This window comes from Pseudomonas lurida (genome assembly GCF_013522705.1).
GTDB lineage: Bacteria > Pseudomonadota > Gammaproteobacteria > Pseudomonadales > Pseudomonadaceae > Aquipseudomonas > Aquipseudomonas quebecensis.
The window spans coordinates 49385-72464 of sequence record NZ_JAAMRE010000023.1; the positions used below are offsets into that span (position 1 = coordinate 49385).

The 23080-nt window shown below is 59.0% G+C and carries 21 protein-coding genes; 8 read left to right on the top strand and 13 right to left on the bottom strand.

The features are described from left to right. Nucleotides 1–10: 10 nt before the first annotated feature. Complete coding sequence (locus G7025_RS18300; protein ID WP_034096127.1) at nucleotides 11–865, bottom strand: MIP/aquaporin family protein; 855 nt, start codon at nucleotides 863–865, stop codon at nucleotides 11–13. 325 nt (nucleotides 866–1190) lie between these two features. On the opposite strand from G7025_RS18300, the gene ybaK reads away from it, so the two are divergent. Beyond that, complete coding sequence (ybaK, locus tag G7025_RS18305; protein ID WP_181080529.1) at nucleotides 1191–1661, top strand: Cys-tRNA(Pro) deacylase; 471 nt, start codon at nucleotides 1191–1193, stop codon at nucleotides 1659–1661. A gap of 55 nt (nucleotides 1662–1716) precedes the next feature. On the opposite strand, the gene G7025_RS18310 is transcribed toward ybaK, so the two are convergent. Continuing rightward, nucleotides 1717–2826, bottom strand: a complete 1110-nt coding sequence (locus tag G7025_RS18310) for an ABC transporter ATP-binding protein (protein WP_181080530.1) — start codon at nucleotides 2824–2826, stop codon at nucleotides 1717–1719. Further along, nucleotides 2823–3743 carry an ornithine carbamoyltransferase gene (argF, locus tag G7025_RS18315; protein WP_181080531.1) on the bottom strand — a complete coding sequence of 307 codons (921 nt, stop codon included), beginning with the start codon at nucleotides 3741–3743 and terminating at the stop codon, nucleotides 2823–2825. The genes G7025_RS18310 and argF overlap by 4 nt, the downstream gene beginning before the upstream one ends. Before the next feature lie 438 nt (nucleotides 3744–4181). Between argF and G7025_RS18320 the strand changes: the two genes are divergently transcribed. Together G7025_RS18320 and grxD are read left to right on the top strand one after the other, a co-directional pair. Further along, a complete protein-coding gene (locus tag G7025_RS18320; RefSeq protein ID WP_181080532.1) occupies nucleotides 4182–6290 on the top strand; it encodes a molybdopterin oxidoreductase family protein in 2109 nt (702 codons plus the stop codon). 87 nt (nucleotides 6291–6377) lie between these two features. Further along, nucleotides 6378–6716 carry a Grx4 family monothiol glutaredoxin gene (gene grxD, locus G7025_RS18325; RefSeq protein ID WP_060753947.1) on the top strand — a complete coding sequence of 113 codons (339 nt, stop codon included), beginning with the start codon at nucleotides 6378–6380 and terminating at the stop codon, nucleotides 6714–6716. A gap of 68 nt (nucleotides 6717–6784) precedes the next feature. Here the strand turns inward: grxD and bfr are convergent, their stop codons facing one another. Beyond that, the gene (gene bfr / locus G7025_RS18330) at nucleotides 6785–7255 is read right to left on the bottom strand and encodes a bacterioferritin (RefSeq protein ID WP_181080533.1); all 471 of its coding nucleotides are present in this window, start codon (nucleotides 7253–7255) and stop codon (nucleotides 6785–6787) included. 201 nt (nucleotides 7256–7456) lie between these two features. Next, nucleotides 7457–7675 carry a bacterioferritin-associated ferredoxin gene (locus tag G7025_RS18335; RefSeq protein ID WP_058423779.1) on the bottom strand — a complete coding sequence of 73 codons (219 nt, stop codon included), beginning with the start codon at nucleotides 7673–7675 and terminating at the stop codon, nucleotides 7457–7459. Nucleotides 7676–7913: 238 nt separating this feature from the next. Between G7025_RS18335 and G7025_RS18340 the strand changes: the two genes are divergently transcribed. Then, nucleotides 7914–8516 carry a peroxiredoxin gene (locus G7025_RS18340; protein ID WP_003231418.1) on the top strand — a complete coding sequence of 201 codons (603 nt, stop codon included), beginning with the start codon at nucleotides 7914–7916 and terminating at the stop codon, nucleotides 8514–8516. A 65-nt stretch (nucleotides 8517–8581) separates the two neighbouring features. Here G7025_RS18340 and rnt read toward each other — a convergent pair whose 3' ends face one another. Both rnt and pyrC read right to left on the bottom strand, forming a co-directional pair. Further along, the gene (gene rnt, locus G7025_RS18345; RefSeq protein WP_181080534.1) at nucleotides 8582–9253 is read right to left on the bottom strand and encodes a ribonuclease T; all 672 of its coding nucleotides are present in this window, start codon (nucleotides 9251–9253) and stop codon (nucleotides 8582–8584) included. Further along, nucleotides 9250–10296, bottom strand: coding sequence for a dihydroorotase (gene pyrC, locus G7025_RS18350; RefSeq protein WP_181080535.1), 1047 nt, complete (start codon nucleotides 10294–10296; stop codon nucleotides 9250–9252). Before pyrC ends, rnt begins: the two co-directional genes overlap by 4 nt. A 156-nt stretch (nucleotides 10297–10452) precedes the next feature. Between pyrC and G7025_RS18355 the strand changes: the two genes are divergently transcribed. From G7025_RS18355 to G7025_RS18365, 3 genes are all read left to right on the top strand, one after another. After that, the gene (locus G7025_RS18355) at nucleotides 10453–11361 is read left to right on the top strand and encodes a flagellar protein MotY (RefSeq protein WP_181080536.1); all 909 of its coding nucleotides are present in this window, start codon (nucleotides 10453–10455) and stop codon (nucleotides 11359–11361) included. Between the two features lie 129 nt (nucleotides 11362–11490). Next, nucleotides 11491–12708, top strand: a complete 1218-nt coding sequence (locus tag G7025_RS18360; protein WP_034096138.1) for an argininosuccinate synthase — start codon at nucleotides 11491–11493, stop codon at nucleotides 12706–12708. A gap of 616 nt (nucleotides 12709–13324) precedes the next feature. Next, nucleotides 13325–13957, top strand: coding sequence for a response regulator transcription factor (locus G7025_RS18365; protein ID WP_181080537.1), 633 nt, complete (start codon nucleotides 13325–13327; stop codon nucleotides 13955–13957). A gap of 84 nt (nucleotides 13958–14041) precedes the next feature. On the opposite strand, the gene G7025_RS18370 is transcribed toward G7025_RS18365, so the two are convergent. The 4 genes from G7025_RS18370 to metG all read right to left on the bottom strand — a co-directional run bounded on the left by G7025_RS18370 (nucleotide 14042) and on the right by metG (nucleotide 18269). Then, nucleotides 14042–14224 carry a PA3496 family putative envelope integrity protein gene (locus G7025_RS18370; RefSeq protein WP_181080538.1) on the bottom strand — a complete coding sequence of 61 codons (183 nt, stop codon included), beginning with the start codon at nucleotides 14222–14224 and terminating at the stop codon, nucleotides 14042–14044. 107 nt (nucleotides 14225–14331) lie between these two features. After that, nucleotides 14332–14970 (bottom strand): endonuclease III, encoded by a 639-nt coding sequence (gene nth / locus G7025_RS18375; protein WP_181080539.1) that lies wholly within the window; start codon nucleotides 14968–14970, stop codon nucleotides 14332–14334. A gap of 167 nt (nucleotides 14971–15137) precedes the next feature. Next, nucleotides 15138–16100 (bottom strand): electron transport complex subunit RsxB, encoded by a 963-nt coding sequence (gene rsxB, locus G7025_RS18380; RefSeq protein ID WP_181080540.1) that lies wholly within the window; start codon nucleotides 16098–16100, stop codon nucleotides 15138–15140. Between the two features lie 117 nt (nucleotides 16101–16217). Continuing rightward, nucleotides 16218–18269, bottom strand: a complete 2052-nt coding sequence (gene metG, locus G7025_RS18385; protein WP_181080541.1) for a methionine--tRNA ligase — start codon at nucleotides 18267–18269, stop codon at nucleotides 16218–16220. A gap of 171 nt (nucleotides 18270–18440) precedes the next feature. On the opposite strand from metG, the gene apbC reads away from it, so the two are divergent. Further along, nucleotides 18441–19535: an iron-sulfur cluster carrier protein ApbC gene (gene apbC / locus G7025_RS18390; protein WP_181080542.1), complete on the top strand. Its 1095-nt coding sequence runs from the start codon at nucleotides 18441–18443 to the stop codon at nucleotides 19533–19535. 438 nt (nucleotides 19536–19973) lie between these two features. On the opposite strand, the gene fdxA is transcribed toward apbC, so the two are convergent. Together fdxA and mutS are read right to left on the bottom strand one after the other, a co-directional pair. Then, nucleotides 19974–20297 (bottom strand): ferredoxin FdxA, encoded by a 324-nt coding sequence (fdxA, locus tag G7025_RS18395; RefSeq protein WP_181080543.1) that lies wholly within the window; start codon nucleotides 20295–20297, stop codon nucleotides 19974–19976. A gap of 142 nt (nucleotides 20298–20439) precedes the next feature. Continuing rightward, nucleotides 20440–23031: a DNA mismatch repair protein MutS gene (gene mutS, locus G7025_RS18400; protein WP_181080544.1), complete on the bottom strand. Its 2592-nt coding sequence runs from the start codon at nucleotides 23029–23031 to the stop codon at nucleotides 20440–20442. Nucleotides 23032–23080: the final 49 nt, after the last annotated feature.

Sequence of the window (23080 nt, forward strand, 5' to 3'; positions counted from 1 at the left end):
GCCGGCGCTTTCAGGAAATACGGGTATTACCGTTGACAGCCGTGTCAGGTGTTTCAATTACCGCAGGCGCGGCGCTTGGCAGATGGCGGGCAATCAGCCCGCGATAGGCAGCGGCACCGAGGCATGCACCCACAATCGGCGCGAAGATCGGCACCAGGAAGTAAGGAATATCGCGTCCGCCAGTAAGGGCCATTTCACCCCAGCCGGCGAAAAAGGTCATCAGCTTCGGCCCCAGATCCCGCGCCGGGTTCATTGCGAAACCGGTCAGTGGTCCCATGGAGCTGCCGATCACCGCGATCAACAAACCGATCAGCAGCGGCGCCAGCGGGCCGCGTGGCAGGCCATTGTTGTCATCGGTCAGGGCCATGATCACGCCCATCAGGATGGCGGTGATGACCATTTCCACCAGGAATGCCTGGGCGGTACTCAGCAGGGCGTGGGGGTAGGTAGAGAACACCGACGCCAGTTCGAGGCTGGCTTGAGTGCCGCGCACCAAGTGATGGGTTTGTTCGTAATCGAAAAACAGATTGCTGTAGAGGGTGTACACCAGGGCGGCGGAGCAGAAAGCGCCGGCGATCTGGGCGAGGATATAGAACGGCAGTTTGCGCTTGTCGAAATCGGCGAACAGGCACAGGGCGATACTGACCGCCGGGTTGAGGTGGGCGCCGGAAATCCCGGCGCTCAGGTAGATCGCCATGCTCACGCCGACCCCCCAGATGATGCTGATTTCCCACAAGCCAAAGCTGGCGCCCGCAACCTTGAGCGCAGCGACACAACCGGTACCGAAGAAGATCAGAAGCGCAGTGCCCAGAAACTCGGCCATGCATTGGCTTGAAAGTGAAGGCTGTTGAAGAGCAGTTGTCATGGAAAACCTCAATTGTTTTTCTTGTCTGGCGTTTGGCCTCGTTGGACCTGGCGCGATTTTCACCGTGGCGGGGATCCCCATCTCCGTCACGGCTTACTGCTCGAATGCGTAGGATTATTTCCACGGTATTCGGAAACGAAAAAATATAGACAAGAATGACCGCTGTCAAAGGTCGAAAGTGAACTGTCAGTCACTTTCAAACTATTGGTCTGATGAATGATCACGTCGCCGTAGCGTGGCGCGTGCCAAGGCAGGCGGCGCACTAGAGCGTTTTGTGCGGGGTTGGCTTAGAATTGGCCATCCGTTCGCCACGCCTGGAGCGTCCATGACCCCTGCATTGGATCTGTTGAAAAAAGTTCGCGCCGAACATCGCATTCACAGTTACGAACACGACCCCAAGGCCGCCTCCTATGGGCTGGAGGCCGCGGAGAAATTGGGCCTTGACCCGGCGCGGGTGTTCAAGACGCTGCTGGCCAGCAGCGAGAAAGGCGAGTTACTGGTGGCCGTAGTACCGGTCGTCGGAAGTCTGGACTTGAAGGCACTGGCTCATGCGGCGGGGGTCAAGAAAGTCGAAATGGCCGACCCTGCGGCGGCGCAGCGTTCGACCGGTTATTTGCTGGGCGGCATCAGCCCGCTGGGGCAGAAGAAACGCTTGCGCACGTTTATCGATGTGACGGCGCAGCCGTTCGCGACGATTTTTGTCAGTGCGGGCAGGAGAGGGCTGGAAGTGGAGTTGCCCGCTGCGGTGCTGGCGGAACATACCCAGGCCAAGTTCGCCGAGATTGGCCGGACGTAATTCAAGTAGCCGGGAATCCAATGTGGAAGGGACTTTGCGCCCTCCCACCTATTTATCAACTGACAGGGCTGTAGCGCCGTACGCCGGATTCGACTTGCGGAATCTGCGCCGCAACGCTGCCTGACGCCTGGAACAGCACCAGGTGTTCAGCCGCAACACGAATGCCCACCTCCGTGCCCACCTGATGATCGGCATGGCTGGGAAAAATCGACTCCAGCTGTGCGCCGGTCGGCAGTTGCAGGCGGTACAACGTCGATGCACCGAGGAAAGTCTTGCCGACAATCCTTGCCTTCAACGCGCTGTCCGGCGCATAGACGATGTCATCCGGGCGCAGCAACACATCCACTGCGCCTCCGGTGGGCCATGTGTAGGCACGGTTGCCGCGCAGGTCGCCCAGTTCGGTACTCACGGATTCCGGCGAACTCAACTGCCCGCGAATGAAGTAGCCCTGGCCGATAAAGCTGGCCACATAAGGCGTCTGCGGTTCGTGATAGAGGTTATAGGGCGTGTCCCACTGCTCGAGGCGGCCTTCTTTGAACACACCCACCTGATCGCTCACGGCGAAGGCTTCTTCCTGGTCATGGGTGACCAGGATTGCACTGGTGCCGCGCGCCTTGAGGATATCGCGCACCTCATGGCTGAGTTTGCGGCGCAATTCGCCATCAAGGTTGGAGAACGGTTCGTCCAGCAGCAGCAATTGCGGCTCCGGCGCCAAGGCGCGGGCCAGGGCCACGCGTTGTTGCTGACCGCCGGAAAGCTCGTGGGGGAAGCGCTTGCCCAGGTTTTTCAGATTGACCAGTTCCAACAGCTCGGCGACCACGCGTTCTTTGTGCGGATGCTTGCGAATGCCAAAGGCAATGTTGTCGGCCACGCTCAGATGAGGAAACAGCGCGTAGTCCTGGAACACCATGCCGATGCGACGTTTCTCCGGAGCGAGTGTGAAGCCGGCACTGGAGATGACCTCGCCCGCCAGGCTTATTTCGCCCTCGTGCACCGGCTCGAACCCGGCAATTGCACGAAGCGTGGTGGTTTTGCCGCAGCCAGAGGAGCCTAGGAGGCAGCCGATGTCACCGGCATTGAGGTGCAGGTTGAGGTTCTGCACCACCCGTTGGTCTTGATAGCCGCATGCCAGGTTGCGCAGGTTCAGCAGTAATGAATGGCTCATGCGTGGTGGTACGCCGGCTCGACCAGGAATTCGAGCAGGGCCTTTTGCGCATGCAGGCGGTTTTCAGCCTGATCCCAGGCGACCGAACGCGGGTCGTCGAGCAGGTCGAGGCTGATTTCTTCGCCACGGTGCGCGGGCAGACAGTGCATGAACAGCACGTCCGTCGCGGCCATATCGAGCAGGTCGCGGTTGACCTGATAGGGCGCGAACAGGGCCATGCGCTTGGCGGTTTCGTCTTCCTGGCCCATGGAGGTCCAGACGTCGGTGGTCACCAGATGGGCGCCGACCACGGCGTCTTTCGGATCGCGCAGCAGTTGTACGCGCCCATCGGCCTTGGCCAGGAACTGGGCATTGGGTTCGAAACCTTCCGGGGACGCGATGCGCAGATGGAAGTCGAACTGGATCGCCGCTTCTATATAGCTGTTGCACATGTTGTTGCCATCGCCGATCCAGGCCACGGTCTTGCCCTGGATTGAGCCACGGTGTTCAAGGAACGTTTGCATGTCGGCCAGCAACTGGCAGGGGTGCAGGTCATCGGACAGGCCGTTGATTACCGGCACGCGCGAGTTGGCGGCGAATTCGGTCAAGGTGCTGTGGGCAAAAGTACGGATCATCACCGCGTCGAGCATGCGCGACATGACGATGGCGCAATCGCTGATCGGCTCGCCACGGCCCAGTTGGGTGTCACGCGGCGACAGGAAGATCGCCTGGCCGCCCAGCTGAATCATGCCGGCTTCGAAGGACAAGCGGGTGCGGGTGGACGACTTCTCGAAAATCATCCCGAGCACGCGGTTTTTCAAAGGCTCGAACAGTACGCCGCGGTTACGCAGGTCTTTAAGCTCAATGCCTCGACGGATCACACTGACCAGCTCTTCGGGCGTGCAGTCCATCAGCGAGAGAAAGTGCCTTGCGCTCATCATTAACTACCTTTTGCAACAGACCGCAGATTCTCAAAGCCTTGTTTATTGTGACAACGGGCGAGACCTGCGGCGGAAGCCGCACGGGGGCGACGAAATAGGGGAAGGCGCGATATTGACATTAAATGTCGCGTCTTACCAATAGGGGCTACGTTTTTAGGGGTGTTCAAGCAGGACGCCGAGGCGCGTTTGAAGACAATTTCCTGACAGCAGCGGGCCATTTGTACACTGGCGCTGCAACCTTTTGCAATGTGCGGGGGCGGGGCTGGGGCAGGCCGCGTCGGTTTCAGTGGGCCTGTGCCAGGTTCTGTAACATTTGCTCATGCTTACTCCCGCATGGCCCGGCCTGATGCCTGTCGATTCACGGCACGAACGATGCTGGCGCCCGCCGCGGCCACGGCCCATAGTCAGGCCAAAGCCCCTATAAAGAGACTGGCCATGACCAAGACTCTCCATCACCGTGCCTGCCATCTGTGTGAGGCCATCTGCGGCCTGACCGTGGAAACCACTCGAGCCGACGACGGCAGTCTGGCGATCACGTCGATCAAGGGCGATCCACATGACACGTTCAGTCGTGGCCATATTTGCCCCAAAGCCGTGGCGCTGCAGGATATCCAGAATGACCCCGATCGCCTGCGCCAGCCGATGCTGCGGGTGGGCAGCGAATGGCAGCCGATCCCTTGGGATGATGCGTTTGCCCTGGTGGCAGAGCGATTGGCGGGCATCCAGGCGCAGCATGGGCAGAATGCGGTCGCGGTTTACCAGGGCAATCCCAGTGTGCATAACTACGGACTGATGACCCACAGCAATTACTTTCTAGGCCTGCTCAAGACGCGCAACCGGTTTTCCGCAACGTCCGTGGATCAATTGCCCCATCACCTCACCAGTCACCTGATGTACGGGCATGGGTTCTTGCTGCCCATCCCGGATATCGACCATACCGACTTCATGTTGATCCTGGGTGGCAATCCGCTGGCTTCCAACGGCAGCATCATGACGGTGCCGGATGTAGAAAAGCGCCTGAAGGCGATCCAGGCCAGGGGTGGCAAAGTGGTGGTGGTCGACCCGCGACGCAGTGAAACGGCCGCGATTGCCGACCAACACCTGTTCGTACGGCCTGGCGGCGATGCGGCATTGCTGTTTGGCGTGCTCAATACTTTGTTCAGCGAGAATCTGACCCGCACCAGCCATTTGCCCGTTGAAGGCCTGGATGAGGTACGCGATGCGATCAGCGGCTTTACCGCCGAAGCGATGAGTCGCCAGTGCGCTGTACCGGCCGCGCAGATCCGTCAATTGGCGCGGGATTTCGCAGCGGCGGACAAGGCGGTCTGTTACGGACGCATGGGGGTGTCGACCCAGGCGTTCGGCACCGTGTGTCACTGGTTGGTGCAATTGATCAATCTGGTGACGGGCAACCTGGACCGTGTCGGCGGCGCAGTATGCACCTCGCCAGCGGTGGATCTGGTGGCGTCAACCGGCGGCGGTCATTTCAACCGCTGGCAAAGCCGGGTTTCCGGCCGGCCGGAGTACGGTGGCGAGCTGCCTGTATCGGCTCTGGCGGAAGAAATGCTGACCGAGGGCGAAGGACAAATCCGCGCCCTGGTGACGGTGGCCGGTAACCCGGTGTTGTCCACGCCAAACGGTCGCCAACTGGAGCAGGCGCTGGAGGGCTTGGAGTTCATGGTCAGCGTCGACCTGTACATCAACGAGACCACGCGCCATGCCGACCTGATCCTGCCGTCTACGTCGGCGTTGGAAAACGATCACTACGACACCACGTTCAATATGTTCGCGGTACGCAATGTCACCCGGTTCAATCGCGCGATCCTGCCCAAACCCGAGGGCGCGTTGCATGACTGGGAAATCTTCGTGGGCCTGGCCCAAGCGTTCGCGGCAAAGACCGGCGCCGCCCTGAAGCCGACCCTGCCGCCCGCGCAGATGATCGACGTCGGGCTGCGTGCCGGGGCGTACGGCGATGGCTCCAGCCATAACCTGTCGGTGGCAATGCTGGCGGACCATCCCCACGGCGTGGACCTGGGTCCGCTGCGGCCCAATCTGGCCACGCGGCTGAAAACGGCGGATGGCAAGGTGCAGGCCGCTCCGGCGGTAATTCTTGCTGACCTCGCGCGCTTCGCGGCGCAGCCGGTGCCGACCGCCGATGAGTTGCTGCTGATCGGGCGTCGGCATGTGCGCAGCAATAACTCCTGGATGCATAACTACCATCGCCTGGTGAAGGGCAAGCCGCGCCACCAGTTGCACATGCACCCCGACGATCTGGCCCGTCGTCAATTGCATGATGGCCAGCGGGTGAAGGTCAGCTCGCGTATCGGGATGATCGAGGTGGAGGTGGTCGCCAGTCTCGACATGATGCCGGGCGTGGTCAGCCTGCCTCACGGCTGGGGCCATGGCCGTCCCGGTGTGCGGATGAGCATTGCCAGCGAGCAGCCAGGGGCCAGCGCCAATGACCTGACCGACGAGCGGCAACTGGACGAGTTATCCGGCAATGCGGCCTTGAATGGCGTGCCCGTGCAGGTAGCGGCGGCGTAAGCTTGCCTGAGCACCGTGCTGGAATTTTGCGTTACAATGCGCCAAAGTGCCGACCTGTGAGTCGCAAAGTTCCTGCAGAGGTGTTCCATGGATATCATCGAAACGATCAAAGAGCAGATTGCCAACAACACCATTCTGCTTTACATGAAGGGTGCCCCGAACGCTCCTCAATGCGGTTTTTCCGCGAAGGCGTCCCAGGCCATCATGGCGTGCGGCGAGAAATTCGCTTACGTGGATATCCTGCAAAACCCTGAAATCCGCGCCAACTTGCCCAAGTACGCCAACTGGCCAACGTTCCCGCAACTGTGGGTTGCCGGTGAGTTGGTCGGCGGCAGTGACATCATCGTCGAGATGGCGGCTGATGGTTCGTTGCAAACGCTGATCAAAGACGCAGCGGCAAACGCGGCGGCCAAGACAGACGCTTGATTCGACCGCATTAAAAAGCCCCGCTTCTCGAAAGAGAGCGGGGCTTTTTTGTATCTGCCAGCGAAGGGTTACTCACCCATCTGCGATTGCAGATAGTTCTCCAGGCTGACTTTGTCGATCAGGCCCAATTGGGTTTCCAGCCAGTCGATATGCTCTTCCTGGTCTTCCAGGATGTCTTCCAACAGTTCACGGCTGCCGAAGTCGGCGCTCGCTTCGCAGTGAGCGATGGCGGCCTTGAGGTCGCTGTGGCTCTTGCGTTCAAAGCCCAGGTCGCTGCTGAGCATCTCCTGGCTGTGCTCGCCAATGGTCAACTTGCCCAGGTCCTGTACGTTAGGCAGGCCTTCCAGGAACAGGATGCGCTTGATCAGCGCATCGGCGTCCTTCATGGCCTTAATGGACTCTTTGTATTCACGCTTGCCCAGCTTTTCCAGGCCCCAATCGTCATACATGCGCGCATGCAGGAAGTACTGATTGATCGCGACCAGTTCATTGGCAAGGATTTTGTTAAGTTGCTGGATGACTGAGATGTCGCCTTTCATGACTGGGGTCCTGCCCTGTAATAGCTGTGTATAAGGCGGAGTTTGAGCGGCGAACTCTTCGGTGTCAAACCTAAGTTATTGAATAATAAATGAAAATTAATCGGAATAAGAATGTTTGTGTTCCGCGTCTTGGCGCTAACTGTTTGAATTACAGACATAAAAAAACCGGACATCAAGTCCGGTTCTTTAAAACACGTCTGATCAGGCGTGTGTAAATTCTGCTGAATAGGGGAGTGCAGCCTGGGCTGTCTGTAACTGCGTCAGGGTTTCCCTTACCACTTGCTTGGCCAGGCAGGCGCATTTGCCGCACTGGCTGGCGACGCCGGTGGCTTCACGCACTTCCTTGTAGCTGCAGCAACCTTCGTAGATCGCTTCGCGGATTTTTCCATCGGTGACGCCAGTACACAGGCACACATACATAAGGGAGAACCGTCGCGGGTTTAGGGCTTAAGTGCGTTGGATCTTAATGTTAACGAGAATGATTGTCAAAGTAGAATCGTGCACTTTTCGCGGGGCGGCCCTCGCGCTGACGAACGGTTTTTTCCGTGTATGATGGTCGGTCTTCACGAAGCGTGACCGCGTCACAGGCCTGTCGCTTGAACACGGCAGACTCTGTCCGGTCCCATTACTTCAATCTTCACCTATCAGGAGATACCCCATGAGCGTACTCGTCGGTAAACAAGCCCCGGATTTCGACGTACCTGCCGTCCTCGGTAATGGCGAAATCGTTGACAGCTTCAAGCTGTCTGAAGCCATCAAAGGCAAATACGGCCTGGTGTTCTTCTATCCGTTGGACTTCACCTTCGTCTGCCCTTCCGAGCTGATCGCCCTGGATCACCGCATGGACGATTTCAAGGCGCGCAACGTGGAAGTGGTTGCGGTGTCCATTGACTCTCATTTCACCCACAACGCTTGGCGCAACACTGCCATCAACGATGGCGGCATCGGCAAAGTCAAATACACCATGGCGGCCGACATGAAGCACGAGATCGCCAAGGCCTACGACGTTGAGTCCGAAGGCGGCGTGGCTTTCCGTGGCGCGTTCCTGATCGATGACAAGGGCGTCGTGCGTTCGCAGATCATCAACGACCTGCCGCTGGGCCGTAACATGGAAGAGCTGATCCGCCTGGTTGACGCGCTGCAATTCCACGAAGAGCACGGCGAAGTGTGCCCTGCCAACTGGAAAAAAGGCGACAAAGGCATGACCGCTTCCACCGAAGGTGTTGCGGCTTACCTGACCGAGAACGCTGGCAAGCTGTAAGCCAGGGTTGAGGTACAAAAAAACCGGTCTGTGAAGGCCGGTTTTTTTATGCGCAGGGTCTGGCTTCAGTCGCTGAAGTCTTCCCAGCCGCCCATCTGCTTCCAGCGATTGACAATGCCACAGAACAGCTCGGCGGTCTTCTCGGTGTCATAGCGTGCCGAGTGGGCTTCGCGACCGTCAAAGTCGATACCGGCGGCCTGGCAGGCTTTCGCCAGTACCGTCTGCCCGTACGCGAGGCCGGCAAGGGTGGCGGTATCGAAGCTGGAGAACGGGTGAAACGGGTTGCGCTTCATGTCCAGTCGCGCCACGGCGGCATTCAGGAAACCCAGGTCGAAGCTGCTGTTGTGGCCAACCAGGATCGCGCGTTTGCAGCCATTGGCCTTCAACGCTTTGCGCACACCGCGGAAGATATCGGTCAGCGCCGCTTCCTCACTCACAGCCATGCGCAGCGGGTGATCAAGCTTGATCCCGGTGAATTCCAGCGCGGCGGCTTCAATGTTGGCGCCTTCGAACGGCTCGACACGGAAGAAGTGGGTATGTTCCGGGAACACGAAACCCTGCTCGTCCATGCCGATTGTCGTGGCAGCGATTTCCAGCAAGGCATCGGTGGCGCAATTGAAGCCACCGGTTTCTACGTCGATGACAACCGGCAGATAGCCACGAAAACGCTCGGCCATCGGGTGACGGGAACCGCCGCCATTGTGCTCGTGTTCGTCGTCGTAATGGTCTTCACTCACTTGCTTTCCTCCAGCAGGCGCCAGCGCAGTGTTTCACCGGCGCGCAGCGGGATGACAGTCAGCTCGCCGAACGGCAGGCTGGCAGGGGCGGTCCAGTCTTCACGGACCAGGGTGATGCGGTCGGTGTTGGCCGGCAGGCCGTAAAAACGCGGACCGTTGAGGCTGGCAAAGCCTTCGAGCTTGTCCAGCGCATTACGCTGGTCGAACGCTTCGGCATACAACTCGATCGCGGCATAGGCGGTGTAGCAACCGGCACAGCCGCACGCGGCTTCCTTGGCGTGCTGGGCGTGAGGTGCCGAGTCGGTGCCGAGGAAGAACTTCGGATTACCGCTGGTGGCGGCATCCAGCAGGGCGACCTGATGAGTGTTGCGCTTGAGGATCGGCAGGCAATAGAAGTGCGGCCGAATCCCGCCCACCAGCATGTGGTTGCGGTTGTACAGCAGGTGATGCGCAGTGATGGTCGCGCCGACGTTGGCCGGGGCCTCGGTGACGAACTGCACGGCATCGGCCGTGGTGATGTGCTCGAACACCACCTTGAGCGTCGGGAACAACTCGACCACGCGGCGCATATGCTCGTCGATAAAGATCTTCTCGCGATCGAACACGTCCACATCGCCACGGGTGACTTCACCGTGGATCAGCAACGGCATGCCGACTTCAGCCATGGTTTCGATGGCCGGCAGGATCTTGTCGATGCTAGTCACGCCGGAATCGGAGTTGGTAGTGGCCCCGGCCGGGTACAGCTTGGCGGCGTGTACGAAACCGCTGGCCTTGGCCTGGCGAATTTCTTCGGGCTGGGTGCGGTCGGTCAGGTAGAGCACCATCAGCGGTTCGAAGCGGCTGCCGGCCGGGCGTGCCGCGAGGATACGCTGGCGATAGGCGTCGGCTTCGGCGGCATTACGCACCGGAGGAACCAGGTTAGGCATGATGATGGCGCGGCCAAACGTGCGCGCAACATCGGCCACGGTATGGGGCAACGCGGCACCATCGCGAAGATGAATGTGCCAGTCATCGGGACGCAGCAGGGTCAGGCGGTCGGACATTGGGGATTCCAGGCGGGTCAATCTGGTGGGAATGCTACCGGAAAAGACTCGTGCAGGCACTCGCTATCAAGTTTTGCAGGATGCGACCGATAGCTCTGGGTATGCCTTAACGATGTATGACGCTTTGAAGTGTTGTAGAAACCAGTGGAGCCTCCCGTGCGCCAGCATTATCTAGCCCTGCTCAGTGTGTTCGCCAGCCTGCCTGCGATGGCACTCACGTTCCAGACCCGTCTGGAGAACATTGAGTGGAAGGTGGAAGGCGATCAGTTCGAGTGCCGCCTGACCCAGCCGATCACGGATTTCGGATCGGGTGAGTTCGTGCGCCGGGCCGGCGAGCAGGCAACATTTCGACTCAAAGCCTATAACGGTTCCCTGGGCGCAGGATCGGCCACTTTGCTGGCCGCTGCGGCTCCGTGGCAGCCGGGGCGCGGCGATATTAACCTGGGAGCGGTGCGCGCCGGCAGCGGCGATGTCCTGTTCAACAGCTCCCAGGCCCAGGCGGGGCGTCTTTTTACGGGCTTGCTTGAGGGCCGCTCACCCACCGTACGGCATTACGGGCGCGAAGGCGGTTATTCGGAAATCCGTTTGCTGCCGGTGAAATTCAACAAGGCCTATAGTGACTACCAGCTGTGCACAGCCAAATTGCTGCCGATGAATTACGATCAGGTCAAGCAGACCGAGGTCGGCTTCCCCGGCGGTGGCATCGAGCTGGATGCGGCGGCCAAGCAAAAGTTGTCGGTGATTCTGGCGTTCATGAAGGCGGACCCCACGGTCAACCATATCGAGTTGAACGGCCACTCGGACAACAGCGGCAATCGCCTGACCAACCGCGATGTCTCGCGCCGACGCGCGTTGGCGGTCATGGACTACTTCAAGGCCAATGGCATCGCGGAATCTCAGATTACCTTACGCTTCCATGGCGAAAGCTATCCCTTGGCCCCCAACACCAATGCGGCCAACCGTGCTCGTAACCGCCGCGTGAATATTCAGCTGGAAAGGGTGGCCGCGCCGGAGAAACCGGCGCCCCAAGCGACCGCTCCGAGCAACCCGGCGCATACTTCCTGAGGTGCGACCATCGGTCGCCCCTTCGACATAATCTGTCGCTTTATCTTCATTTGCTGTCGCGCCCCTGTAAATTCACGGTTTTGATCGGTAGAATCGACGCCTTTCCGTACAACCCCGTGGAGTGATGGCATGGCCGACGTAAACAAGGTCGTTCTCGCGTATTCCGGCGGCCTGGACACTTCGGTGATCCTCAAGTGGCTGCAGGATACTTATAACTGTGAAGTGGTGACCTTCACCGCTGACCTGGGTCAGGGCGAAGAGGTCGAACCTGCACGTGCCAAGGCGCAAGCCATGGGCGTGAAAGAGATCTACATTGACGACCTGCGCGAAGAGTTCGTCCGCGATTTCGTTTTCCCGATGTTTCGCGCCAACACCGTCTACGAAGGCGAGTACCTGCTGGGTACCTCCATCGCACGTCCGCTGATCGCCAAGCGCCTGATCGAGATCGCCAACGAAACCGGCGCCGACGCCATTTCCCATGGTGCTACCGGCAAGGGCAACGACCAGGTGCGTTTCGAACTGGGCGCCTATGCGCTCAAGCCTGGCGTCAAGGTAATCGCGCCGTGGCGTGAATGGGACCTGCTGTCCCGTGAAAAGCTGATGGACTACGCCGAAAAGCACGCGATCCCGATCGAGCGTCACGGCAAGAAAAAATCCCCGTATTCGATGGATGCCAACCTGCTGCACATCTCCTATGAAGGTGGCGTGCTGGAAGACACGTGGACCGAGCACGAGGAAGACATGTGGCGCTGGACCGTCTCCCCTGAAAAGGCGCCGGATACCCCGCAGTACCTGGAGTTGACCTACCGTAACGGCGACATCGTGGCGCTGGACGGCGTGGAAATGACGCCTGCCACCGTACTGGCCACCTTGAACCGCATCGGCGGCGAACACGGTATCGGTCGTCTCGACATCGTGGAAAACCGTTACGTGGGCATGAAGTCCCGCGGCTGTTACGAAACCCCCGGCGGCACCATCATGCTGCGCGCTCACCGTGCCATCGAATCCATCACCCTGGACCGCGAAGTGGCTCACCTCAAAGACGAGCTGATGCCCAAGTACGCCAGCCTGATCTACACCGGCTACTGGTGGAGCCCTGAGCGCCTGATGCTGCAACAGATGATCGATGCGTCCCAGGCTCACGTAAACGGCGTAGTACGTTTGAAGCTCTACAAGGGCAACGTGATCGTCACCGGGCGTAAGTCCGACGAGTCGTTGTTCGACGCCAACATCGCCACCTTCGAAGAAGATGGCGGCGCTTATAACCAGGCGGATGCGGCGGGCTTTATCAAGTTGAATGCGCTGCGTATGCGTATCGCTGCCAATAAGGGCCGCTCGTTGTTCTGAGTGAACCCGTTGTGAAAATGGCCCCTTTTCAAGGGGCCATTTTTTTTGAGCTTTTTTAGCCATTGTTCGATGTTTATTCCTGTTTAAAAAACAAGTCCTTGGTTCAAATAACGCCTATCAGACTAGAGGGCGTGTATGAGCTCCATAAGCTTTTTGTAGGAATTAATTATTTTTTTATGTCCATGTAGGAACTGGTCTTACAGGAAATTCACTCATGTAAACGTAATGACCTGTAAGTCATAGAAAGTTCTGTAGGAAAAATGGATGTAAATAAATATGTTGAATGGAACTGAAACAATCAGATATTTGCTGCGTGCCGCAGCTTCCCGTGCCTGCGGGCAAGGGGCATTTGCTGAAAGTCCTGTGCGCCGCGTTTACCTCAAGCCCCTCTCTCAAAGGAGATTTCACTCGAAATATGTAAAACCCCGGAAAGGTCTGAAAGGCTCCATAAAACTGGATACATCCGAGTTGGTGTTTTTTTGTAGGGCAATTCCTTTATCGTTGTAGGTTGGGTCTCTGCTTGCTGTTGCTCGGGGGGGAGCGCTATGCCAACTAGGAAACGACTAGGCTATTGTGCTTGCTCTGAATAATTCGAACAGCGAAATTGGACTTTCTCATGAATAAAGTGCTGATCGTGGATGATCATCCTGTCATTCGTCTTGCTGTGCGTATGCTAATGGAGCGTCATGGTTATGAAGTCGTTGCCGAGACTGATAACGGTGTCGATGCGTTGCAACTTGCACGGGAACATATGCCGGATATCGTCATACTGGATATTGGAATTCCCAAACTGGATGGGCTGGAAGTTATATGCCGCTTGTCTTCCACCAAGCAACCTTCACCGTTCAAGGTGCTGGTACTCACCTCTCAGGCCCCTGGCCATTTTTCAATGCGCTGCATGCAGGCGGGGGCCGCCGGGTATGTATGCAAGCAACAGGACCTGACCGAGTTGCTCAGTGCGATCAAGGCTGTCCTGTCGGGCTACAGCTATTTTCCGAACCAGGCACTCAACTCGGTGCGCTCCACCATAGGCAACGCCAGTGAAGCCGACATGGTCGAACGCCTGTCCGGGCGCGAGATGATGGTGTTGCAGCAATTGGCCCGCGGCAAGACCAACAAAGAGATCGCCGACGGCATGTTCCTCAGTAACAAAACTGTCAGCACCTACAAGACTCGCCTGCTGCTCAAGCTCAATGCCCGTTCCCTGGTGGATCTGATCGAGCTGGCTCAACGCAACGGTCTGGTCTAGAGGAGGGCGCAACACCCTGCGTGCTCAGGGTGTCCGGCAGAAAAAAGCCTCCGTCAGGGAGGCTTCCGGTCGTCGACCGCTTGATCAAAGGTCGAAGTCGTAATCGGCCAATTGTTTCTGCAAGCGTCGCTCTTCCAGAAGATTGTCGATGGTGCGGCGTTTGCTCAGATTGGTCTTGGCCACTTCCGCAACAGGTGCATCAGTTCCATCTTCCTCCGACTCCACAAGGTCGTCTTCGATGTCCAATTCTTCTTTGCCAGTGCTCATAAGGTTAACTCCAGGCTAAGACTGCCGTTGGCGCTCCTTATAGCGATAATCTGCGAATGGGTAAAAAAGATTTTTTCAATCGAAGGATATGGAAAATCAATAATTCCTCAATCGTCAGAAGTCTTGTCTTTGTATTCACACAAATCTTCGATCTTACAGCTGCCGCAGCGCGGCTTTCTGGCCTGGCACACGTAACGCCCGTGCAGGATCAGCCAGTGGTGGGAATCGAGCAGGTAAGGCTTGGGCACGAACTTCATCAGCTGCTTCTCCACCTCGACTACGTTTTTCCCGCGAGCGATACCGGTGCGGTTACTGACCCGGAATATATGTGTATCCACGGCCATGGTCAGTTGTCGAAAGGCGGTGTTGAGCACCACGTTGGCGGTCTTGCGGCCTACGCCTGGCAGAGCTTCCAGCGCTTCACGAGTCTGCGGTACTTCGCTGCCATGCTGTTCAACGAGCAAACGACAGGTTTCAATCACATTCTTGGCCTTGCTGTTGTAAAGGCCGATGGTCTTGATGTATTCCGACAGCCCTTCAACCCCCAGGGCATAGATGGCTTCGGGGGTATTGGCCACGGGAAATAACTTGGCCGTGGCCTTATTGACCCCCACATCTGTGGATTGGGCTGACAGAATCACCGCAATCAGCAACTCGAACGGTGACGAGTAAGCCAGCTCCGTCTTGGGTTCCGGATTGTCTTCGTGGAGCCTGCGAAAAATTTCCAGGCGTTTTGCGGCATTCATGGGGCGAAGTGTTCCTTGCAGGCGGTCAGCGGGATGTCGAGTGGGGCACCCTATGTGGGGGGCCTATGGGCGACAGTTCAAGCAGAATAAACCCGACGGGCATCAATGTGATGTCGGAGGCTGCGCGTCGAAAGACCAATAGCGCCAGGTTCAGTGCCTGTTACAGCTCAGTCGCCATGGCTATCCACCTGGCGTTGGGCTTCATCGAGTCTGTGTTGTGCATCCGCCAGTCGCTGCGCGTCGGCCTGTTGGTCCTGGGCCTTCTTAAACTCGGCGCGGCGCATCGCCAGCTGAATCTTGGCGCGTTTAAGGTCAGCGGTTTTGCTGTTGGGTTGTTCGGCTGCCGGAGCGCAATTGATCTCCAGTGCTGCCAGGGCCTGTTCCGCTGCCTCGAACTGCTGTTGCAGGACAACCAGCTGCGATTGTTGCTCAAACGTCGGCGGATGCCCAAAGGCTTTCAAGGATTTGTGCAGTTGGGCGCGGCTCATGGTTACATTGATCCTGGCCTTTTTCACCGCCGCATCGCGTGCAGCGTTTGCCGCGTCTGTCGGCATTGCTTCTACCGGCGCCGAACGCTTGGAGCGGGCCAGGCGTTCGGCGAGTTTGTGTGTTTCTTCGCGCTGCAGACGCGCATTGCGCTGCTCGAAGCGGCGACGGGCGCGACTGCGTTTGGCGTCGCGCTCAAAGCGTTCTTTATCATTGCTCGCCACACCACCCACAAGCGCAACGGTGCCGAGCGGCGGACGCATCTCGATGCAATCAACCGGACAGGGCGCCACGCAAAGGTCACAGCCGGTGCACTCGTCGATGATCACCGTGTGCATCAGCTTGGCGGCGCCGACGATGGCATCCACCGGGCAGGCCTGGATGCACTTGGTGCAGCCGATGCATTCGGCCTCGCGGATGTAGGCGATCTGGGCTGGAGCGTTCCCTCGGCTGGTGTCCAGTTCCAGCACCGGCACGCTCAGCAATTGCGCAAGCCCAGCAATGGTTTCCTGACCACCAGGCGGACACTTGTTAATTGCTTCGCCCTTAGCAATGCCTTCTGCGTAAGGCTTGCAACCTGGGTGGCCGCATTTGCCGCATTGGGTCTGAGGCAGCAGCGCGTCGATACGTTGAATGAGGTTCATGCTGAGATCGTTTGCATGCCGGTTGATTGAACCAAACAGAGCCTGATTATCCGGCAGGCAAGAAGGGGGACCTGCTCTATAGCCCCGTCGCCGAAACGACAGGGCTGTTGTGCGGACCTACTTGATGCGCTGACCCGGCTTGGCGCCACTGTCGGGGCTCAGCAGGTAGATTTCTTCCCCGCCAGGCCCTGCCGCCATCACCATGCCTTCGGAAATACCGAACTTCATTTTCCGCGGCTTGAGGTTGGCGATCATCATGGTCAGGCGTCCATCGAGCTTGGACGGGTCCGGGTAAGCACTCTTGATGCCCGAGAACACGTTGCGCCGCTCGTCACCGATATCCAGCGTCAGGCGTAGCAGCTTGTCGGCGCCCTCAACGGCTTCGGCCTTGACGATCAGGGCAACGCGCAAGTCGATGGCGGCGAAGGCGTCGAAATCGATTTGCGGGGCAAGTGGGTCCTTGGTCAGTTCGCCATTGCCGGCCGGAGTCGCTTCGCCGGTATCGGTCTGGCTGGCGGCCAGATCTTCTTTCGACGCGTCGGTCATCGCCTGCACCTTCACGGGGTCGATTCGGGTCATCAGGGGCTTGAACGCATTCAACTGATGGTTGCCGAGCAAGGTGGCGTGGTCGTTCCAGGTTAATGGCGCAACGTTGAGGAACGCTTCGGCATCGGCGGCCAGCAGGGGCAGTACTGGCTTGAGGAAGATCACCAGTTGGCGGAACAGGTTGACGCCGGTGGCGCAGATCGCCTGCACCTCAGCTTCTTTACCTTCCTGCTTGTTCAGCGACCACGGCGCCTTGTCGGCGATCCAGGCGTTGGCGCGGTCGGCCAGGCCCATGATCTCGCGCATGGCGCGGGCGAAGTCACGGGCTTCGTAAGCATCAGCAATGCTTGGCGCGGCGGCCAGGAAGGCGTCGGTCAGTTCCGGCGCGGCATTCTCGGCCACCAGCACGCCCGCATTGCCCTTGTGGATAAACCCGGCGCAACGGCTGGCGATATTTACGACTTTGCCTACGAGGTCCGAGTTGACCTTTTGTACGAAGTCTTCCAGGTTCAAGTCCAGATCGTCGACGCCACGGCCCAGTTTGGAGGCGTAGTAGTAGCGAAGGTATTCCGGCGACAGGTGGTCCAGGTAGGTGCGCGCCTTGATAAAGGTGCCACGGGACTTGGACATTTTTTGCCCGTTGACGGTCAGGTAGCCGTGTACGTTGATGCCGGTCGGCTTGCGATAGCCCGAGCCTTCAAGCATCGCCGGCCAGAACAGCGCGTGGAAGTTGACGATGTCCTTGCCGATGAAATGGTAAAGCTCGGCGGTGGAGTCTTTGCCCCAGAACGCGTCGAAGTCCAACTCCGGCGTGCGGTCGCAAAGGTTCTTGAAGCTGGCCATGTAGCCGATCGGCGCGTCCAGCCATACATAGAAATACTTGCCCGGCTCGCCCGGGATCTCAAAACCAAAGTACGGCGCGTCGCGGGAGATGTCCCACTGCTGCAGGCCGGCATCCAGCCATTCGGCAATCTTGTTGGCCACGGCGTCCTGCAAGGTGCCGCTGCGGGTCCAGGTCTGCAGCATCTGCTGGAAGTCCGGGAGCTTGAAGAAGAAGTGCTGAGAATCCTTGAGTACCGGGGTGGCGCCGGAGATTGCCGACTTCGGGTCCTTCAGGTCGGTGGGGGCGTAGGTGGCCCCGCATTTCTCGCAGTTGTCGCCGTACTGGTCTTCGGTGCCGCACTTGGGGCAGGTGCCCTTGATGAAGCGGTCGGCCAGGAACATTTTCTTTTCCGGGTCGAAATACTGGGTGATCGAGCGCGTGGCGATGTGCCCGGCGTCCTTCAACCGCAGGTAGATCTGGCTCGACAACTCACGGTTTTCATCGGCGTGGGTCGAGTGGAAGTTGTCGAAGTCCACCAGGAACTCGGCAAAGTCGGCGCTGTGTTCAGCCTGCACGTTGGCGATCAGTTGTTCCGGGGTGATGCCTTCCTTTTCGGCGCGCAGCATGATGGCCGAACCGTGGGCGTCGTCCGCGCAGACATAGATGCATTGGTTGCCGCGATGCTTCTGAAAGCGCACCCACATATCGGTCTGGATGTACTCAAGCATATGGCCAAGATGGATGGAACCATTGGCATAGGGCAGGGCGCTGGTGACGAGGATCTTGCGTGGCTCGGACATGGGGCTCGGCTACTTGATGAAACGGAGGTCGGCCACTATAAAGCGCCGGCAAATTTATTTCACCCCGTGGTGCTGTTTCAGCCTCCTGCAAACTGTCGAAAGCATGCCGTTAAGCGCCTGGAACGGTTAGGATAGCCGCCTGTTTCAGTCAGTCTTTTTCGGGAGTAGCCCATGAGCGCCGTGAATCGCGCAGCGGTGGAAGCCGTTCTTCGCCAGTACACCGACCCCTATTTGAACCAGGACCCGGTCAGTGCCGGATGTGTGCGTTCCATCGAGGTCCTGGGCGATCAGGTCTCGGTCCGGTTGGAGCTGGGCTACGCCGCCGGCCTGTTCAAGAACGGTTGGGCGCAGATGCTGCAGATGGCCATCGAAGGCCTGGACGGCGTGCGTTCGGCCAGCGTCGACATCCACTGCGTGATCGCCGCTCACAAGGCCCAGGCGCAGATCCCTGGCCTCGCCAACGTCAAGAACGTGGTAGCGGTAGCGTCGGGCAAGGGTGGCGTGGGCAAATCCACCACGGCGGCGAACCTGGCCCTGGCCCTGGCTCGCGAAGGTGCGCGGGTGGGCATCCTCGATGCCGATATCTATGGTCCGAGCCAGGGCGTCATGTTCGGCATAGCCGAAGGCACGCGGCCGCAGGTCAAGGATCAGAAGTGGTTCGTGCCCATCGAGTCCCTGGGCGTGGAAGTGATGTCCATGGCGTTCCTTACCGATGACAACACACCCATGGTGTGGCGTGGGCCGATGGTTTCCGGTGCATTGCTGCAATTGGTCACCCAGACCGCCTGGGGCGACCTGGATTACCTGGTTATCGACATGCCGCCCGGCACCGGCGATATCCAGCTGACCCTGGCGCAAAAGGTACCGGTGGCCGGCTCTGTGATCGTTACCACGCCCCAGGACCTGGCGCTGCTCGACGCGAAAAAAGGCGTGGAGATGTTCCGCAAGGTCAACATCCCAGTGTTGGGGGTCGTGGAAAACATGGCGGTGCACATTTGCTCCAACTGCGGCCATGCCGAGCATTTGTTTGGCGAGGGTGGTGGCGAGAAGCTGGCGACTCAGTACGGTGTCGAGTTGCTGGCGTCGCTGCCGCTGTCGATGCTGATTCGCGAACAGGCCGACGGCGGCAAGCCGACGGTGGTGGCAGAGCCCGACAGCCAGATCGCAATGATTTATCAGGAACTGGCCCGTCACGTGGGCGCGCGGATTGTCTTGCAGGAAGCCGCAATGCCGGCCATGCCGACAATTACCGTCAGCGAAGATTGAAGCGTGTAGGGAGTCGTTACGCTTTTGCCCAATTGCACGTGTAAGCATTCGCTTACTTTTTCGTAAGCGAATGGGTTTTTTAGCCGAACCAAGACGCTAAAAAACATGCAGTCTTTTTCTATCTAATTGAAAAATAACAATTATTTAGGTGCGCTTGAATGGTGTCGGGTGCTGGTGCGGATGTAGCATCCCGTTGAACTTCCCTTGGAACTCTCTAACATCAGCCCTGTGTCCACGGATTGGCACGGCCATCACGGAACGATGGTTCAAGGAATATCGCAGGACGCGATTCATCAGGATGATGAAAAGGAATACAGGGACTAGGGAAAAAATGTGGGCGGGTCATACCGCCCCTTTTTTTGCCTGTAGAAAAGTAAAAACAGATGCCAATAAATGCAAAAAGGCCCGCGAGGGGCCTTTTGACGAACGGTGACGCTGTCAGCGTTCGAGGTCGGCGAGTTTGCCTGGCTTGCCATCCCACTCTTCGGCGTCAGGCAGCGCGTCTTTCTTCTCGGTGATGTTGGGCCAGATATCAGCCAGCTCAGCGTTCAACGCAATGAAGTTCTCCATGCCGGCAGGCACCTCATCCTCAGAGAAGATCGCGTTGGCCGGGCATTCTGGCTCACACAGGGCGCAATCGATGCACTCGTCCGGGTGGATGACCAGGAAGTTCGGGCCTTCGTAAAAGCAGTCCACCGGACAGACTTCTACGCAGTCGGTGTACTTGCACTTGATGCAGTTGTCGGTGACGACGAAGGTCATTTCTAATTTTCTCCTCAGGCGGCGGCAGCGAAACCCTTTATGGCAGGGCTCGCGAGGTTCGGGAGCGATAGTCTGCAGGCCAGGCTAAGAGTCTGCAGCATCCCAAACCGCGCGAGAGTCTACCAGCTTGCACGCGTATGCGTTATATCCGAGTCTTCAGTGCATATAACATTTCGAGCGCTTTACGCGGCGTCAAGTCATCCAGGTCAAGCTTGGCCAACTCATCCAGCACTGGATGGGGCAGGCTGGCGAACAGATCGCTCTGATGCGGTGCGCTGGGCTTGCTGGCGGCCTTGGATGGGCGCGCGACCACGGTTTCATGAGGCAGGGCCGTGGTTTCCAGGCGACGGAGGTGTTCGCGCGCGCGGGTGATCACATCGTTTGGTACGCCGGCCAGTTGCGCTACGGCCAGACCGTAACTCTGGCTAGCGGGCCCAGGCAGTACGTGGTGCAGGAACACGATGCGCTCGTTGTGCTCGGTCGCATTCAGGTGCACGTTGGCGACCAGAGGTTCGCTTTCCGGCAATACCGTCAGTTCGAAATAGTGGGTGGCGAACAGCGTGTATGCGCGCAGATGCGCCAGGCGTTCGGCCGCTGCCCAGGCCAGGGACAGGCCGTCGAAGGTACTGGTGCCTCGACCCACTTCGTCCATCAACACCAGGCTGCGGTCGGTAGCGTTGTGCAGGATATTGGCGGTTTCGCTCATTTCCACCATAAAGGTCGAGCGGCCACCGGCCAGGTCGTCGCTGGAGCCGATCCGGGTGAAGATCCGGTCTACCAGGGACAGCTCGCAACTGGCCGCCGGCACGAAACTGCCGATGTGCGCCAGCAGCACGATCAACGCGGTCTGACGCATGTAGGTGGATTTACCGCCCATGTTCGGACCGGTGATTACCAGCATGCGAGTATCGTCATCCAGCGACAGGTCGTTGGCGACGAACGGCGTGGTCAGCACCTGCTCCACCACCGGGTGACGCCCTTGCACGATGCGCATGCACGGCTCGCTGACAAACCGCGGGCAATTGAGGTCAAGGTTCAGCGCACGCTCGGCGAGGTTGCTCAGTACATCCAGCTCGGAAAGCGCGGCGGCAGTGTCCTGCAGCGGTGCCAATTGGCCGATCAGGTCTTCGAGCAACGCCTCATAAAGCATTTTTTCCCGCGCCAGGGCTCGGCTCTTGGCCGACAGTGCCTTGTCCTCGAACTCTTTGAGTTCCGGGGTGATGAAGCGCTCGGCGCCCTTGAGCGTCTGGCGCCGCTGATAGTCGATCGGTGCCTGCTCGGCCTGTTTGCTCGGCAACTCGATAAAGTAGCCGTGCACCCGGTTGTAGCCGACCTTCAGGTTAGCCAGGCCGGTGCGGGCTTTTTCGCGGGCCTCCAGGTCGATCAGGAACTGCCCGGCGTTTTCACTCAGCGACTGCAGTTCGTCCAGTTCGCTGTCGTAGCCGGTCTTCAGCACGCCACCGTCGCGGATGATTGCCGGAGGATTGTCGATGATGGCTTTTTCCAGCAGCGCCGCCAGTTCAGGGTATGTGCTGGTGGTGACGGCCAACTGCTGCAGGTGCGGCGCGTCCAGTTCAGCCATGGCGGCTTGCAGTTGCGGCAGGGCGCCAAGGGCGTCGCGCAGTCGTGCCAGATCGCGCGGGCGTGCGTTACGCAGGCCGATCCGCGCCAGGATGCGCTCGATATCGCCGATTTCCTTGAGCTGCGGTTGCAGCTTTTCAAAACGGTAACCGTCCAGCAGGCAAGTAATGGAGGACTGGCGCGCTTGCAGCACCTTCAAATCCCGCAGCGGGCGGTTCAGCCAGCGGGTCAGCAGACGGCTGCCCATGGCGGTCTGGCAGCGGTCGACCACCGATTGCAGGGTATTGTCGCGTCCGCCGGACAGGTTGGTGTCCAACTCCAGGTTGCGCCGGCTGGCGCCGTCGAGCACTACGGTATCGTCCAGGCGCTCGTGGCGCAGGCTGCGCAAGTGCGGCAGGGCGGTGCGCTGGGTTTCCTTGGCGTAGCTGAGCAGGCAACCGGCGGCGCCGATGGCCAGTGTCAGGGTTTCGCAGCCGAAGCCTTTAAGGTCTTGCACCGAGAACTGCTGGCACAGACTTTTCAATGCCGAGTCACGCTCGAAATCCCACGGCGCGCGACGCTTTGTCCCACGACGTTTTTCCGCAGGCAAGTCCTTGGGCCAGTCGTCCGGGATCATCAGCTCAACCGGGTTGATGCGTTCCAACTCCGCCAGCAGGTTCTCCCAGCCCTTGATCTCCAGCACCGTGAAATTGCCACTGGTGATATCCAGCACCGCCAGGCCGAACAGACGCTCGTCACCCAGCACCGCCGCGATCAGGTTATCGCGACGCTCATCCAGCAGCGCCTCGTCACTCACCGTGCCCGGCGTAATAATGCGCACCACCTGGCGTTCCACCGGGCCTTTGCTGGTGGCCGGATCGCCGATCTGCTCGCAGATCACCACCGACTCGCCCAGCTTCACCAGCTTGGCCAGGTAGCCTTCCAACGAATGGTAAGGAATCCCACACATCGGAATCGACTGCCCCGCCGACTGCCCGCGCGCGGTCAAGGTGATGTCCAGCAGCTTGGCGGCCTTCTTCGCGTCTTCGTAGAAGATCTCGTAGAAGTCGCCCATGCGGTAGAACATCAGTTGATCAGGGTGCTGGTTTTTCAGGCGCCAGTACTGCTGCATCATCGGGGTGTGGGAGGACAGGTCGGACGTGTTTTTACTCATTGGGTAGTAGGCAAATTCGTTGAAAGTGATGGGGCAAAGGGGGCGCTTG